Source organism: Bradyrhizobium sp. CCBAU 53415, assembly GCF_028128735.1.
Lineage (GTDB): Bacteria > Pseudomonadota > Alphaproteobacteria > Rhizobiales > Xanthobacteraceae > Bradyrhizobium.
On record NZ_LBJF01000015.1, the window covers coordinates 1 to 14,725 of the forward strand.

At 66.2% G+C, this 14,725-nt stretch carries 10 protein-coding genes; 2 read left to right on the forward strand and 8 right to left on the reverse strand.

Going from position 1 to position 14,725, the window contains the following annotated elements; all coding sequences use genetic code 11:
• Positions 1 to 257: 257 nt before the first annotated feature.
• From XH87_RS08745 to XH87_RS08780, 8 genes are all read right to left on the reverse strand, one after another.
• Positions 258 to 1,919 carry a tannase/feruloyl esterase family alpha/beta hydrolase gene (locus XH87_RS08745; RefSeq protein ID WP_271586940.1) on the reverse strand — a complete coding sequence of 554 codons (1,662 nt, stop codon included), beginning with the start codon at positions 1,917 to 1,919 and terminating at the stop codon, positions 258 to 260.
• 92 nt (positions 1,920 to 2,011) lie between these two features.
• Positions 2,012 to 3,466 (reverse strand): GntP family permease, encoded by a 1,455-nt coding sequence (locus XH87_RS08750; RefSeq protein ID WP_271586941.1) that lies wholly within the window; start codon positions 3,464 to 3,466, stop codon positions 2,012 to 2,014.
• 3 nt (positions 3,467 to 3,469) lie between these two features.
• Positions 3,470 to 4,489: a patatin-like phospholipase family protein gene (locus tag XH87_RS08755; RefSeq protein WP_035706361.1), complete on the reverse strand. Its 1,020-nt coding sequence runs from the start codon at positions 4,487 to 4,489 to the stop codon at positions 3,470 to 3,472.
• 306 nt (positions 4,490 to 4,795) lie between these two features.
• On the reverse strand, positions 4,796 to 6,040 hold the full coding sequence (gene serA, locus XH87_RS08760) for a phosphoglycerate dehydrogenase (RefSeq protein ID WP_271586942.1): 1,245 nt from the start codon (positions 6,038 to 6,040) through the stop codon (positions 4,796 to 4,798).
• A 125-nt stretch (positions 6,041 to 6,165) separates the two neighbouring features.
• Positions 6,166 to 7,398, reverse strand: coding sequence for a rhodanese-like domain-containing protein (locus XH87_RS08765; protein ID WP_271586943.1), 1,233 nt, complete (start codon positions 7,396 to 7,398; stop codon positions 6,166 to 6,168).
• Between the two features lie 71 nt (positions 7,399 to 7,469).
• Positions 7,470 to 8,666 carry a PepSY-associated TM helix domain-containing protein gene (locus tag XH87_RS08770; protein WP_271586944.1) on the reverse strand — a complete coding sequence of 399 codons (1,197 nt, stop codon included), beginning with the start codon at positions 8,664 to 8,666 and terminating at the stop codon, positions 7,470 to 7,472.
• A 2-nt stretch (positions 8,667 to 8,668) separates the two neighbouring features.
• Positions 8,669 to 10,996 (reverse strand): TonB-dependent siderophore receptor, encoded by a 2,328-nt coding sequence (locus tag XH87_RS08775; RefSeq protein WP_271586945.1) that lies wholly within the window; start codon positions 10,994 to 10,996, stop codon positions 8,669 to 8,671.
• A 212-nt stretch (positions 10,997 to 11,208) separates the two neighbouring features.
• On the reverse strand, positions 11,209 to 12,093 hold the full coding sequence (locus tag XH87_RS08780; protein ID WP_271586946.1) for a dihydrodipicolinate synthase family protein: 885 nt from the start codon (positions 12,091 to 12,093) through the stop codon (positions 11,209 to 11,211).
• 165 nt (positions 12,094 to 12,258) lie between these two features.
• Between XH87_RS08780 and XH87_RS08785 the strand changes: the two genes are divergently transcribed.
• Together XH87_RS08785 and XH87_RS08790 are read left to right on the forward strand one after the other, a co-directional pair.
• Positions 12,259 to 13,671: an FAD-binding oxidoreductase gene (locus tag XH87_RS08785; protein WP_271586947.1), complete on the forward strand. Its 1,413-nt coding sequence runs from the start codon at positions 12,259 to 12,261 to the stop codon at positions 13,669 to 13,671.
• A 7-nt stretch (positions 13,672 to 13,678) separates the two neighbouring features.
• On the forward strand, positions 13,679 to 14,344 hold the full coding sequence (locus tag XH87_RS08790; RefSeq protein WP_271586948.1) for a GntR family transcriptional regulator: 666 nt from the start codon (positions 13,679 to 13,681) through the stop codon (positions 14,342 to 14,344).
• The last annotated feature ends 381 nt before the right edge of the window (positions 14,345 to 14,725 follow it).

The window sequence follows — 14,725 nt, forward strand, 5'->3', positions numbered from 1 at the left end:
CCAGCCCAGCCAGCATCTTGAATCACATTCGCCCCGGATCCGGAATCCCTTCCGATTCAATAAATCCGTGAACCGCTCTAGGTTGTTGTTTAAGCATGATCTTTTCGGAAAACCGCTGCGCACTTTTCCGGATCATGCTTTAGCAGGAGGTCGCCGTGCCCCGGGGCTTGTTCCGGCATCCAGGTCAGCCGTGCGGCGTGACAGGAGCGCGCTGGCCGCAGCGAGCCCGGCCATGACTCTGCGGGACCATCCGTGCCTCACGGCGCGCAGGTGAAGCTCGACGCCTCCGTCACCGCGCCCGCCTTGTAGTGCGGCCAGGCCGGCCAGCGGCACAGCGGCAGCGCGCGGAGCGTCGCGAACGACGGCGCCTCGAGCTTCTGCTCGGTGACTTCGAGATCGCCGGGCGCCTTGCCCTTCTCGACCCAGTCGACCAGCACGCTCAGCATGTCGACATTGGCCGGCGCGCCGGAGCCGACATGGTCGACACCGGGCGCGGTGTAGAGCCGCGCGAATTCCGCCGTCTGGGCCTTGCCGAGCTTGCGCTCGACGCTCTCGAAATAGCGGATGCCGGCATAGGGGCTTTGCGCGTAGTCGGCCATGTGCTCGAGGATGATCAGCTTGCCCTTGCGTTCGCGAAAGCGGCCGAGATCGGGATCGGTCGAATCCATCAGCTTCGACACCTCGAGCAGCCGCGCCTTGTGGTCGTCTACCTTGTAAGTGGTGACATCGAGCTTCGGATCACGCGCAAAGACATATTGAATGCCGCCGGCGCCGTAGATCCAGGCGATGCCGTTGTTGGGCGCGGGCGGCTGCGCCGGTGGCGCGGTGCCGAGCCACCACGCGACCCAGCCGCCGGTCGGACCGATCGCCGGCGTGTCCTCGCCGGAGACGCCCCAGCCCGGATAGTCGTCGAGCCCGTTGGCGAGCGCGAACGGGAACTTGTAGGTCGCATGCAGCGTGTTGATCGCCTTGATCTGCGCATCGGTGAGACAATGATCGCCGCTCTGGCCCGCCGCGCAGCGCAGCGTCTCGACCTTGAATGCCGCCTTGCAGGCGACGGGATCCTGCACCAGCGCATCGTCGGAGCCGTCGGCTTTATCGCAAGCCGCCCGCACGGCATCGGCGACCAGCTTCACCCGCGCCGGATTGATCCAGCCCTCACCCATGGTGACGAGGCCCGAGCGCGTGCCGGCATGCTGCAAGCCGACCCAATTGATGACGGGCACGCGGGCGAAGATGCCGTCGAAATCGTCGGGGTAGCGCTGCGCCATGGTCAGGCCCTCACGGCCGCCTTCGGACGAGCCCATGAAGTACATCTTCTCCGGCTTCCTGCCGTAGGCGCGCTGCATCAGCGCGACGGCCGCCTCGCGCACCTTCTTGTAGGCGCGATGGGCGAAATTCTCGAAGGCCTCGTCGTTCAGCGCGAACAGCTGCGGCGGCTCGCCCGGCCTGGATTCATGGCCGGAATCCGTGCCGTAGGTGACGAAGCCGCGCGCGAGCGGCGACGGCTTGTCGAAGGGATAGGCCGGCGGCAGCGCAAGACCGGTGATCAGCACGCCGTTGAAGCCGCCGCCGCCATATTGCACCGAGCGGCCGTTCCATTCGACGGGAAGGTTGACCTGGAATTTGATCGGCGGCGCCTTGGGATCGGTGGGGTCAATATGGCCGAGCACCTTGCAGAAGGCAGGATTGGCGGGCGTGATGCGCCCTGACGGCGTCGGGCCGCGCTCGGCAACAGCGAGAGTCGATGGCGGCTGAAACGTCGCGGCATCGATCTTCACGGCATCAGTGCCGCCGACCAGCCCCTTGCAGACCGTCGCGGCATCTTCCGCCAGCGTCAACGCCGACGCGCCGCTCGCGCTCATTGCGGCCGCCGTGCCCACGAGCCATGCGCACAGCTTCGTTCTGTTTCGCCTCATCGTTTCCACCCGGCTTGTTCTGTTGCGTTCGAAAGTCGGTTGCATTCAATGCAACCTTCGCCCGTCCGTCAATCGCTGACGCCGGCGTTCCGTCAGAACGAGCCCAGCGCAGTGCCCAGGGCGATCACCGCCACCAGCGCCAGGAGCGAGGTCACGATGCCCACCATGACGATGTCGAAATAGCTGTCACGATGTGTCAGGCCGCAGATCGCGAGCAGGCTGACCACTGCGCCGTTGTGCGGCAGGATGTCGAGGGTACCCGCACCGATCACCGCCACGCGATGCATCAAGGCAAGGTCGATGCCGGTCCGCGCGGCAAGCTCGACGTAGGTCGGGCCGAGGGCGTCGAGGGCGATGGTCAGGCCGCCCGATGCCGACCCTGTCAGGGCGGCCAGGATGTTGGTTGCGACGGCGAGCGAGACCAGCGGTCCCGCTTCGATCGCCAGCACCCAGTCGCGCACGATCGTGAACGCAGGCAGCGAGGCCACGACGGCGCCGAAGCCGACGAGGCTCGCGACGCTGAACGCAGGCAGGACCGACGCATTGGCCCCGGCGTCCATCGTCCGGCGCAGCGCCGGCAGGCGCGCCCAGTTCAGCGCGATGGTCGTGACGATGGCGGCAGCCAGCGCCACCGCGACCGACCACACGCCTGCAACGGCCGCAAGCGTCGTGTCACCAAAGCGTTGCTCGGCGAGATAGCTGACATCGAGCCGCGGCAGCACCACCAGCGACATCACCAGATTGACGGTCACGACGACGACGAGCGGCGCCATCGCGTTCAGCACGGGCGATGGCCGCTCGCTGCGATGACCGTGCTGTAGCTCCGCCGGATCGAACTCGCGGGCAGTCGTCGCGCGCTCGCGCACGAACTCGTCGGCAGCGGCCTGCTCGATCGCGCCCTCGGCATCGTCGCCATAGCCTTCTCCGGCGCGGCGCGCCGCAGCTTCAGCGCGATGCAGCCACCACAATCCGATGCCGAGCATGATGAGCGAGGCGACGATGCCGAGGCCCGGCGCGGCAAACGGCGTCGTGCCGAAGAACGGCATCGGGATCGCATTCTGGATCGACGGCGTGCCAGGCAGGGCCGACATGGTGAAGGTCGACGTTCCCAGCACGATCGCGGCCGGGACCAGACGCCGCGGAATCGAAGCGGCACGAAACAGCGAGCGTGCCATGGGAACGATGACGAAGAACGCAACGAACAGGCTGACACCGCCATAGGTGACCAGCGCGCCGGCGAGCACGACCGCCAGGATCACGCGCCGTGCGCCGAGGCGCTCCGCCATGAATCCGGCGACCGACGTCACCGCACCGCTGTCATCCATCAACTTGCCGAAGACGGCGCCAAGCAGAAAGATCGGGAAGAACTGGGCCAGAAATCCCGCCGCGTTCACCATGAACACCTGGGTCAGGTTCGCGAGCAGCGGCTCACCGCCGAACAGCGCGGCAACGAGTGCGGCGAACGGCGCGAGCAGCAGGACGCTCCAGCCGCGGAAGGCGAACAGGACGAGCAGGCCGAGCCCGACGAGGAGGCCGAGGAGACCCATGCCTCAGCACTCCGACAGCAGGACATCGAGATCGGCGGTCGAACGACGGCCGATCTCCGCGCCGTGCTCGGCGAGGAAGTCGTCCGCGGCCGTGCGTCCCTCGGCGCGCAGCATCGAGACGAACTCCCGCTCCGCGTTGAGCTTCGAGGAAGCCCCGAACTTCGCCAGCATGTCGCTCTTGATCCGGTGTGTGCGCATCTTCGCCCAGCGCGCGCCCTCGCCGCTGCCCGGATCAGCCGCCTGGCGCAGCAGCGCGATCATGCGCAGTTCCTTCATCAGCGGCGAGTTGAACGAGATTTCGTTGAGCCGGTTGAGGATTTCCGCAGCCGTCCGCGGTTCCTCCAGCCGCTCGGTCGGATTGATCTGGACGAGAATGGTGTCGTGCGCGTCGCTCTCCCGAACCAGCGGCGTGATCGTCGGGTTGCCGGCAAAGCCGCCGTCCCAATAGGGCTCGCCGTCGATCTCGATCGCGCGGAACATGGTCGGCAGGCAGGCCGATGCCAGCAGCACATCCGCCGTGATCTCCGCGTTGCGGAAGATACGGCCGCGCCCGGTGCGCACCCGGGTCGCGGTGATGAACAGCTGGATCGGCGAGCGCGCGAGGCGTTCGAAATCGATACTCTCGGCCAGCACCGCGCGCAGCGGATTGTAGCCGGTCGGATTGAGGTCGTAGGGCGACAGCACACGCGACATCAAATCGGTGAGGATGTAGAAGGGCGACGTATCGAGGGTCCAGCGCCCCATCATGCGGTCGAGCGGAGAGCGTTGTAGCGGGCTGAAGGCCGCGGCCTTCGAGACACGGCGCCAGTATCGGTCGAGCGCCTCTCGCGCGCCCTCGGCGCCGCCGGCTGTCCAGCCGTCCGCCAGAACCGCCGCATTCATCGCGCCTGCGGAGGTTCCGGAGATTGCGGCGATCTCCAGCCATTTCTCTTCCAGGAGACGGTCGAGCACGCCCCAGGAGAAGGCGCCGTGCGAACCGCCGCCCTGAAGCGCGAGATCAATCAGTACGGCGTCCCGTTCCATGGCGGACACTCACGCAACTGAAGCTCAAATTCGACGCGATTTTTGACCGGGCCGAATTCGACGACAGTGTGGGAGCAGTTGCTACAAGTTGCAACCGGAACGTGGGGTGGTCCAGAGCTATTTCCGTTCCGATGCGATCGGAACGGAAATAGCTCTAAAGCGCGATGCGACTAGGATGAATCGTCATCGCGCTTTAGGTTGTTGTTTAGGCATGATCTTTTCGGAAAACCGCTGCGCACTTTTCCGGATCATGCCTTAGATTCTGGTTGACGCGTTTTCTTTATGTCCACTTCGCTCGAAAACGCTTTAGTGCTCGAACACCAGCCGCGCGCCGACGGTGCCGTCGAGGGCGCGGATCTGCCGGAGCAGCTCGCCGGAGTCCTGACCGCCGAGATCGGCGTCGAGCACGACGTAGCCGAGGTCGCCGGCGGTCTCCAGATATTGCGCGGCAATGTTGATGTCGCGCTGGAGGAAGACCTCGTTCAGCCGCCGCAGCATGCCCGGCACGTTGCGATGGACATGGCTGAAGCGCGCGCCGGAGGGGCGAAGATGCAGTTGCACTTCGGGGAAATTCACCGCGCCCATGGTCGAGCCGGTGATGAAATAGTCGACCAGCTTGCGCGCGACCTCGCCGCCGATCCGCTCCTGCGCCTCTTCGGTCGAGCCGCCGATATGCGGCGTGAGAATGACGTTCTCGAGGCCCTGCACCGGGCCCTTGAAGCGTTCCGCGTTCGACGAAGGCTCGACCGGAAACACATCGATCGCAGCGCCGGCGAGGTGACCGTCGCGCAGCGCGCCGGCAAGCGCATCGAGATCGACCACGGTGCCGCGACTGTTGTTGATCAGGAACGAGCCTGACTTCATCGCCCGCAGCTCCTTCTCGCCGATCATGCCCGCGGTCTCCGGCGTCTCCGGCACGTGCAGGCTGACGATGTCGCTCTGCGCCAGCAGCTCTTCGAGCCTCTCGACCGGCTCGGTGTTGCCGTGGCGGAGCTTGTCGGTGCGGTCGAAATAGATCACACGCATGCCCATGGCTTCGGCCAGGGTCGAAAGTTGCGAGCCGATATTGCCGTAGCCGACGATGCCGAGCGTGCGGCCGCGCACCTCGCGGCTGCCGGTCGCCGACTTGTCCCAGCCCCCCGCATGGGCCGACACCGAGCGCGGAAAGATCCGCCGCAGCAGCATCACGATCTCGCCGATCACGAGCTCGGCGACGCTGCGCGTATTGGAGAACGGCGCGTTGAAGACGGGAATGCCGCGCTTGCGCGCGGCCGAAAGATCGACCTGGTTAGTACCGACGCTGAAGCAGCCGACCGTGAGAAGCTGGTCGGCCGCCCCGAGCACCTCATCGGTGATCTGGGTGCGCGAGCGGATGCCGAGCAGCGACACGCCCTTGAGCGCACGGCGCAGATCCTCGCCGTCAAGCGCCTTGGTCAGCCGCTCGACATTGGTGAAACCCGCGCTCCTGAACAGGTCGACGGCACTGTCATTGACGCCTTCGAGCAGCAGCGCCTTGGCGCTTCGCTCAGGGCCCTGGCCTGAGGCTGACATGGAATCTCCGTAAGTCACAGCTTTGCCGCAGCTCATAGACCGCGGGCGATGCGCAGCACAATAGGGCTTGCATACGGGGAGAAGATGGCGAGGCGATGGGTGGACTTGGCATCCCACCAGCTCCGTCAAATCACGTAGAACCCGTGCGTGCCATCGCGGCGGAGCTGCTCGACGAGGCCATATTCCCAATCGAGATAGGCCTGCATCGCAGCTTCGGCCACATCGGTGCCTTCATAGGGCCGGCGGTAGCGGTGTGCCGGATCCGGCTTCGGCAAGAATTGCGGCAGGCCGACCTCGAGTGCACCATCATAGCCGCCTTCGAGCACATAGACTTCCCAGCCCATCTGCGCCAGCCAGGACGCCGTCATGTCGGCACGGACGCTCCTGTCGTCGGTCAGGAGGATGCGCGCGCCGCGCACGGGCGCGGCCATGTCGGTTTCCTGGACGAGCTGGCCGCCGGGATAATGGCGGAAACCGGGAAGGTGGCCGGCCGCGTATTCCTCGGCATCGCGCACGTCGAAGCGATAGAGCGTACGATGGGTCTGCGCGGCAAGCGCCGACATCTCGTTCGCTCCGATATGGCGAACCCCGGCGCGATAGGCGACGTCGCGCGCATTGGCCGGACCACCCTCGAACGGCCCAATCGCGCCTCGCCTGTCAGCGCCGTGATCGAGCGCCTGGCGCGCCAGCGTCCAGCCGATCGTGCCGTTGCGCAGCGCCCGCACCTCGTTGGGCACGCCGGCATTGATCAGCGACTGGGTGCCGATGATCGAGCGGGTGCGGCCAGCGCAGTTGACGATGATCGTCGTGTCGGGATCGGGCGCGGCGCGGCCCGCGCGCAGCACCAGCTCCGCTCCGGGCACGCTGACCGAGCCCGGAATGTTCATGGTCGCATATTCGTCGAAACGGCGGACGTCGAGGATGGCGATGTTGGCTTTGTCGGCGATGAGGTTTGCGACCTCGTCGGCGCTGAACGAGGGCGTGTGGCGACGCGACTCGACCAGTTCGCCGAACGCCTTGGAGTAGGAATTGACGTCCTCGAACACCTCGAAGCCCGCCGCGCGCCAGGCCTTCAGCCCGCCGTCGAGTGCGCTGATATTGGTGTAGCCGAGCGCGGCGAGGCGTTCGGCTCCGCCCGCGACCAGTCCCTCCCCGTCGTCGTAAAGCACGATGGCCACGCCCTTGCGCGGCAGCCTCACCTCGGCCTCGATCGCGATCCGGTCGGCGGCCATGTTGGCGGCGAACAGCGGATGACCGGTGGCGAAGGCGGCCTCGTATCTGAGATCGAGGAGCGCGATTTCCTCGCGCAGCAGAAGCGCACGGCGGACATCGGCGGGAGTGACGGCGGGAAGCTTCATGGCGTGAACCTTGAGAAGGACAGGCCATTGGCTTTTGACCGATTAGACGGGCGTTGGCTAGCCTTGTCGGCTCACTCGCCGGGGACGAGCCGCCCGAGCGGCTTCTGTGCCGGGTGTCGCAGCTTGCGGCGTGACAGATAGAGCAGGATGCCGGTGACCGCGAACAACGGCATCAAGGCCGCGGCAATCATGAACGCGAGCTTGCCCGGCCATCCCAGGATCGCGCCGCGATGGATATCGTAGATGGCCGCGACGATCTCCTCGCCGAATGTCTTGTCGGCATAGCGCTCCGCGGAGACCAGCTGGCCGGTCACGGCATCGATGCGGAATTCATCGCGCGTGGCCTCGAGCGTCATGTCCTTTGCCCACGACCGGATCCTCAGCACCGTGCCCGGGCCGGCCGGCAGCGTCAGCAGAGCCCTGGAGAAGCGGTCCCCCTCTTCGCGCTGGAACGTCGTCCATGCCCGATCGAATCCGATCGGCTGCGCGGTCTCGGAACGATCGGCTGCGCGCGGCGACTTTGGTGGCATCCTGGGCTGCATCTTCGCAGCCGCGAGTTGCGGACGCGACAACAGCCAGGTGACTCCATCCCTGTACCACTCGAAGGAGAACCACAGCCCGGTGAGCGTCATCGTCAGATAGACCGGCAGCACCCAGGTGCCCATCACGGTGTGCAGCGACCGGTGCAATCCGCGGCCGCCGAGCCCGAGATTCGGCTTCAGCCAGATCTTCACGCTGCCGGCGCGACGCGGCCAACGCAGCACGAGGCCCGAAACCAGCATCACGATCAGACCGAGCGCGACGGTGCCGGTGATCGGACGCCCCCAGCCCCCGGCGTCGCCGGGGATCAGCAGCCAGCGGTGCAGCCTGCGCACGGTCGCGAACAACGCTTCGCCACGCGGCGAACCCAGCACGCGCGCATCGTAGGGATCGACATAGAGCGAGGCCGGCCGGCCGCCGCCTTCGTCGCGCGCGAAGCGGACATGGGCGGCCGCCGCCGGATCGCTCGACAGCGTGATGGCCGAGACCTTGCCGACGTCCTGCGCGACCTTCAGCCGGGCGATCAGGTCATCAGGCATCAGCATCGGCGCTCGATGCGGCGCGACCTGCATGATGCCGGCGTTGAGATGATCGACGATCTCGTCCTCGAAACTCATGATCGCGCCGGTCAGCGCGATCATGGCAAGCGGCAGCGCGAGGATCAGGCCCGCGATGGAATGGACCTGGAACAGGACCGCCTTGATCGTGTGTCCGGTCCGCGCTGCCATGGCTAGAACTTCACCGTCGCCGACAAGGATATGCGCCGGGCGTCGCCGATGGCGACGTTGAGATTGTTGACGGCGGACGTGTAGTAGACGGTGTCGAACAGGTTCTTGACGTTGAGCTGATAGATCACCGGCAGCGACTGGTGCTTCGTCTCATAGGTCGCGAAGATGTCGGCGACGACATAGGACGGCAGCACGAACGTGTTCAACGCATCGCCGGGCCGGTCGCCGACATAGCGGGCGCCGCCGCCGAGCCTGAGCTGGCCGGGAAGCGCTGTGCCAAAATCGTAGACCAGATAGAGCGAAGCCGTGTTCATCGCAACGTTCTGCAACTGCTTGCCGGCATATGTCGGATCCTCCGTCACACGCGCATCGGTGTAACCATAGCTTCCGATCATGCTCCAATTGTCGGAGAGCCGGCCGGTGACGTCGATCTCAAGGCCGCGCGAGCGGGCCTTGCCGGCCGCGCTGTAGACGTTGAGACCGGTTGCGGTATTGAGCTGGCTGACCAGCACGTTCTGCTTTTCGATGTCGTAAACCGCGACCGTGCCGGAGAGGCGCTTGTCGAGGTCGAACTTGAGCCCGGTCTCGTACTGCGTGCCCTCCTCGGGCGCGATGTTCGATCCGAGCACGACGCCGCCGCCATTGCTCAGCGGAGCGATGGTCGAGTTCGGCTTCAGCGACTGGGTGTAGCTCGCATAGAGCGAAAGCTGGTCGGTGAGCTTGAAGATCGCGCCGCCGAGCGGAAGGATCGCATCCGCCGAGACATCGGTGTTGGCTTTGAACGGCTTGCCGCGTCCGGCGAGCTGATCGTAGTCCATGTAACGCACCCCGCCGACCAGCGCGAAACGCTCCGTCAGGTGCAGCGTGTCCTGGAAGAACAATGACCACTGGCCCAGCTTGTCGGTCTGGGCGCTGTCGCTGTTCGAAACCGTCGTGCCCGGTCCGATCAGACTGTAGACGGGGTTGTAGACATTGAAGGACGGGGCCGCCTGCCGGATCAGGTTGTCGCGATAGATCGTGCGATACTGGCCGTCGCCGCCGAACAGCACCTCGTTGCGCATGTTGCCGAGCCAGAACCCGCCCGAGATGTAGGACGTCCCATAGCTCGAATTGCTCAGCGAACCCTGCGTGCCGTCATTGCTGCGCGTCTCGACGCCGGTCTTCACGTTGACGCCGGTGATGCGGAGCTGGTTCGCGCTGAAGGTCTCGGTGTTGTAGCTGTAGCCGGCAAAGAGCTTCCAGTCCTGGTTGATGCGATGCTCGACCGAGGCCTGGATCAGGTCGGACGTCCCCCACATGTTGTTGTAGGGCTCGTCGAGCCGGCGAGTCTGCGGGATCGCCAGCGGCACGCCGTTGATGAACGCCGTGCCGCGGTCGAACGGAGTGATGAACTCGCGGTGCTCGTAGTTGAGCTGGACCGTGGTGTCCTGGCCGTACCAGGCGAGCGACGGCGCAACCAGCATCTCGCGATGGCGGCCGAAATTGCGCCAGTAATCCTCGCTGACGCCATAGCCGATGAAGCGATAGGCAAGACCCTGGTCGCCGATCGGGCCCGTGACGTCGAGCAGGCCGTCGGCGCCGCTGCGATTGTTCGCGTAGGTCGAGCCGAGCAACGTGACCGAACCGTGCTGATACAGCTCGGGCCGCTTGCTGATGGTGTTGACGATGCCGCCGGGGTCCATGATGCCGTAGAGCAGCGAGGCCGGCCCCTTCAGCACCTCGACGCTTTCCACGGCGGGATTGAGGCTGCGGCCCTGCACCAGTGGCATGCCATTGCGCATGATCGAGCCGTCGCGATTGTCGCCGAAGCCGCGGCGGATCACGGCGTCCTGGGTGCCGGCGAGCGTGTTGGTCTGGGTGATGCCTGAGACGTTGGCGAGCGCATCATCGATGTTGCGCGGCAGCTGATCCTTCAGCACCTGCTCGGGCACGACGTTGACGGCCTGCGCGGTGTCGAGCGGCGAGGCCCCGCTGCGCAGCGTGGTCGCGCTCGGCATCGCGCGGTAGCCGAGCTTTGCGGCTTGCTGTGCGGCGGCTTCCGCGGCCGCTCGCTCCGAGAGCGTCGGCGCGGCGGGTGCGGTATTGCGAATACGCTGGCGCACGGCGGCTTGCGTGCGGCGTGAAGACTGGTCCGATGCCCGCGCCGGCCTCAGTCGCTGCGCCGGTGCCTCCACCGTCACCGGCGGCAAGGCCGATTGCGCCTGCGCGGTCGTCGTGTTGGAGAGACATTCGGCGAGCAGCACGGCCGCTCCGATGAGAAGACCGGCACGGCTCTTGCCGGCACGATGACGATGGCCGCTGGTGCAGCGGCCATCCGGATGAGCACGCACGTTCGATTCACTTCCAGGTCAGACACGGCATTGAGGCTCGCGCGTCTAGCAGCCGTCATGCGGGAAGAGAACCGTATGCGGACTTGAATCGCTCTAGTGTTGAGTCGTTCTAAGAACAGGTCGGCGCTGAACGGCAATCTCCAATTGCCGTCATGCCAAGCGCGGCACGCAGCACGCGAATTCACGGCGGCGCGTCGCGATCTTGCGCGAACTCACGCGATGGCGGGCGCCATCAACGCGTCGAGCTTCCGCTTGAGCGCTGTGCCGTCGGACAACGCGCGGAGCGGGGAGCGCACGCGCAGCCAGCCTGCATCGCCCGTCTGCGCCGCGAGGATGGCCTTCAACGTCGCGACCAGCGACGGCGTCTTCACCACGAGATCTGCCGCTGCCTGCATCGGCGCCTCGACATCCTTGCCGTCAACCATGCCCTTGACCAGCTCCGGCACGATGTTGGCCATGCCGCAGATGGTGCCGGCGCCGCCCGCGGCGATCGCGCGGGCGATGTCGGGCTCGTTGCCGACTGTGATGGCCAGTTCGGGCGCGGCCGCGCGGAATGCCTGGAACTGCTTGAAGTCGCCGCTGGAGTCTTTCAAGCCGGCGACCTGCTTGCCGTAGCGCTTGCGCAAGTTCGCGGCGACCGTTGTCGGGATCGGGACGCCCGACACCTGCGGGATGTGATAGAGCGAGGCGCGCAGCCGATCGTCAGCGACACCGTCGATGATCGCGGCAAAGGCATCCTCGATGCCTTCGGGCGTGACGCTGCGGTCGAAATAGGGCGGCAGCAGCAGCACGTGGCGCAGGCCGAGGCCGAGCACGGCGCGCGTCAAGGCGATGCTGTCGGTGATGGCGGGGAAGCCGCCGCCGATTCCGATGCGCTCCGGCGCCACGCCGGCCGTGAGCATGGCTTCGATGGTCGCGACGCGTTCGCCGACATTGAATGTGGTGCCTTCGCCGGTGGTGCCGAACAGCACGACGCCGTCGACTCCCTTGCTGAAGAGGTGCCTGGCATGGCTGGCGAGCCGGGTGTGGTCCACGCTGCCATCGGCCGCCAGCGGCGTCGCCGACGCCACCCAGAACCCGCGAATTGCCTCCGTCATCAGACGCCCCTTGTTGCCGCCCTGAACTAAGCCGCTGATCTCCAAAGATCTTCCGCGCTCACCGGGATCCTGTTTTTGCTTTACTTTCCATCTTGTACCTTACATACAAGATCGACGCAAATCCCCGCGCCCTGAGCGCAGCGAAGAATATTGAGGAGGTCTCGCATGGACGTGGCGACCCCCACCGGGCGAGCCGACCAAGTGCTCGGCGCCCTGCGCGACAGGCTCGGCGCGGCCGCGGTGCTGACGGGCAGCGACGTGCCGGCCCGCAATTGCAACGACTGGAGCGCGAGTCTGCCGCAGACGCCGCTCGCGGTGATCCGGCCGCTCGATGCGCAGGGCGTTGCCGATGCGATTCTCGCCTGCCGGCAGGCGCGTCTTCCCTTCGTGCCGCAGGGCGGACTGACCGGGCTGTGCCGCGGCGCTTCGCCCGAAGCCGGCTGGGTCGCGATCTCGCTGGAGCGCATGACCGGCATCGAGGAGATCGACCCTGCCTCCGCGACGATGACGGTGAAGGCGGGCACGCCGCTGGAGACGATCCAGAGGGCTGCGGACGAAGCCGGCTTCTTCTTTCCCCTCGATCTCGGCTCGCGCGGCTCCTGTGCGATCGGCGGCAATCTTTCCACCAACGCCGGCGGCAACCGCGTGATCCGCTACGGCATGACGCGCGAACTGGTGCTCGGCCTGGAAGTGGTGCTGCCTGACGGCACCATCATCACCAGCCTCAACAAGCTGATGAAGAACAACGCCGGCTATGATCTGAAGCATCTGTTCATCGGCTCGGAAGGCACGCTCGGCATCATCACCCGCGTGGTGCTCAAGCTGTTTCCGAAGCCGCGCTCGACCATGGCCGCGCTCTGCGCGTTGAAGGATTATGCCGCGGTGATTGCGCTGCTCGACGCAGCGCGCTCAGGGCTCGGCCCGCTGCTGTCGGCCTTCGAGGTGATGTGGCCTGACTATTGGGACGTGATCACGACCCGCGCCGGGGTGAAGCCGCCGGTCGCGGCCGGCCACGGCCTCTACGTGCTGGTCGAGGCGCAGGGCACCGACGAGAGCCTGGACCCGCCGCGTTTCCAGAGCTGGCTCGAAGAGCTGATGGAGCGCGGGCTGCTCGTCGACGCCGCCGTCGCGCAATCGCTGGCGCAGACCCAGGCCTTCTGGCGCGTGCGCGACATCTGCGCCGAATTCGGCCAGGTGCTGGGGCCGCACATCTCCTACGACATCGGTCTTGCCGTGGCCCGGATGGACGAGTTCGTCGCGCGCTGCAAGTCCGCGCTGGCCTCCGGCATCAAGGGCTGCGAGAGCGTCTATTACGGCCATATCGGCGACGGCAATCTGCATCTCGTCTCCTGGGTCGCCAGCCTCTCGGTTGCGCAGCAACCGAAGGAGGCGATGGACGCGATCATCTACGGTCTCGTCCGCGACATGGGCGGCAGCGTCTCCGCCGAGCACGGCATCGGCACGCTGAAGAAGCAGTGGCTGGGGCATGCCAGGAGCGAGGCCGAGATCGCGCTGATGCGGACGCTGAAGGCGGCGCTCGATCCCGATCACCTGCTCAATCCGGGCAAGGTGATCTGAGGGCACCATGCGATCGCTCAGGCTCGATACGCCGAAATCGCTGGCGCAGCGGGTGATGCAGCGGCTGCGCCAGGCCATCATCGAGGGCGAGTTCGCGCTGGGCGCTGCCATTTCCGAGGAGATGGTGGCCAATTCCTTCGGCGTCAGCCGCACCCCGGTGCGCGAGGCGATGGGCCAGTTGCAGGCGCAAGGCCTCGTGGTGATCCGGCCGCAGGTCGGCAGCTTCGTGTTCACACCGAGCGCCGAGGACATCAACGCGCTCTGCACCTTCCGCGTCGCGCTGGAGCCCAGGGCGGCCGAGCTCGCCTTCCGCCACGATCGCGACGGTGCGATTGCAGCCATGAGCGCCGCGATCGCGGCGATGGAGCCCGCGGTCACGGCGAAGGACAACATCGCCTATGGCCGCGCCGATGCCGCCTTCCACGAGGCGCTGTTCACCCATTGCGGCAACCGCTATCTCGCCGAATCCTATCAGCTCGTCTCCGGCCGCGTCGCCGCGCTCCGCACCAATTTGACCTCGCCGATCGACGTGCGCACCCGCACGTCCTTCGACGAGCATCGCAAGCTGCTCGATTTGTTCGCACGCGGCGAGTTCGCCGCCTTCGACGGCCTGATGACGACGCACATCACCAATTCCGGAACCGTCTACGCAAGCGCGCTGCAAGTGGATTGAGCGCGCCTACCGCTCTTCCTGCGATCCCGGCCTGTCCAGAAAATCCAGCGCAGTGTTGACCTGCTCGAGCTGGCGCTCAATTCTGTCGCGGTCCTCGACCGACGGCGCCGTCTCGAGCTGTTCCACGAGCTTCTGCTTCCGCAACAGCAAGTTCTCTATGACCGTACTCACAGCTCCCCCATCGCCAGAGGCGACGTCACGAACGCCGAAACGACGGAGACGCACGACCCGGGCCCGTGTCGACCCCTCAACCAGAATGTTCGCGGGCGCGGTTGGTTCCTATGGCCGATATCCGATCGGCGCCGTGCGAGGAGGGAACCCCGACATCGGCGGTGGCGGCACACCGATCGGTTGAATTCGCCCGCCCGGAGCCCTATGCGT

Coding starts and splice junctions, on each gene's coding strand:
- XH87_RS08790 (WP_271586948.1), top strand. CDS start 13,679: ATGCGATCGCTCAGGCTCGATACGCCGAAATCGCTGGCGCAGCGGGTG.
- XH87_RS08750 (WP_271586941.1), bottom strand. CDS start 3,466: ATGGGTCTCCTCGGCCTCCTCGTCGGGCTCGGCCTGCTCGTCCTGTTC.
- XH87_RS08755 (WP_035706361.1), bottom strand. CDS start 4,489: ATGGAACGGGACGCCGTACTGATTGATCTCGCGCTTCAGGGCGGCGGT.
- XH87_RS08765 (WP_271586943.1), bottom strand. CDS start 7,398: ATGAAGCTTCCCGCCGTCACTCCCGCCGATGTCCGCCGTGCGCTTCTG.
- serA (WP_271586942.1), bottom strand. CDS start 6,040: ATGTCAGCCTCAGGCCAGGGCCCTGAGCGAAGCGCCAAGGCGCTGCTG.
- XH87_RS08770 (WP_271586944.1), bottom strand. CDS start 8,666: ATGGCAGCGCGGACCGGACACACGATCAAGGCGGTCCTGTTCCAGGTC.
- XH87_RS08745 (WP_271586940.1), bottom strand. CDS start 1,919: ATGAGGCGAAACAGAACGAAGCTGTGCGCATGGCTCGTGGGCACGGCG.
- XH87_RS08780 (WP_271586946.1), bottom strand. CDS start 12,093: ATGACGGAGGCAATTCGCGGGTTCTGGGTGGCGTCGGCGACGCCGCTG.
- XH87_RS08785 (WP_271586947.1), top strand. CDS start 12,259: ATGGACGTGGCGACCCCCACCGGGCGAGCCGACCAAGTGCTCGGCGCC.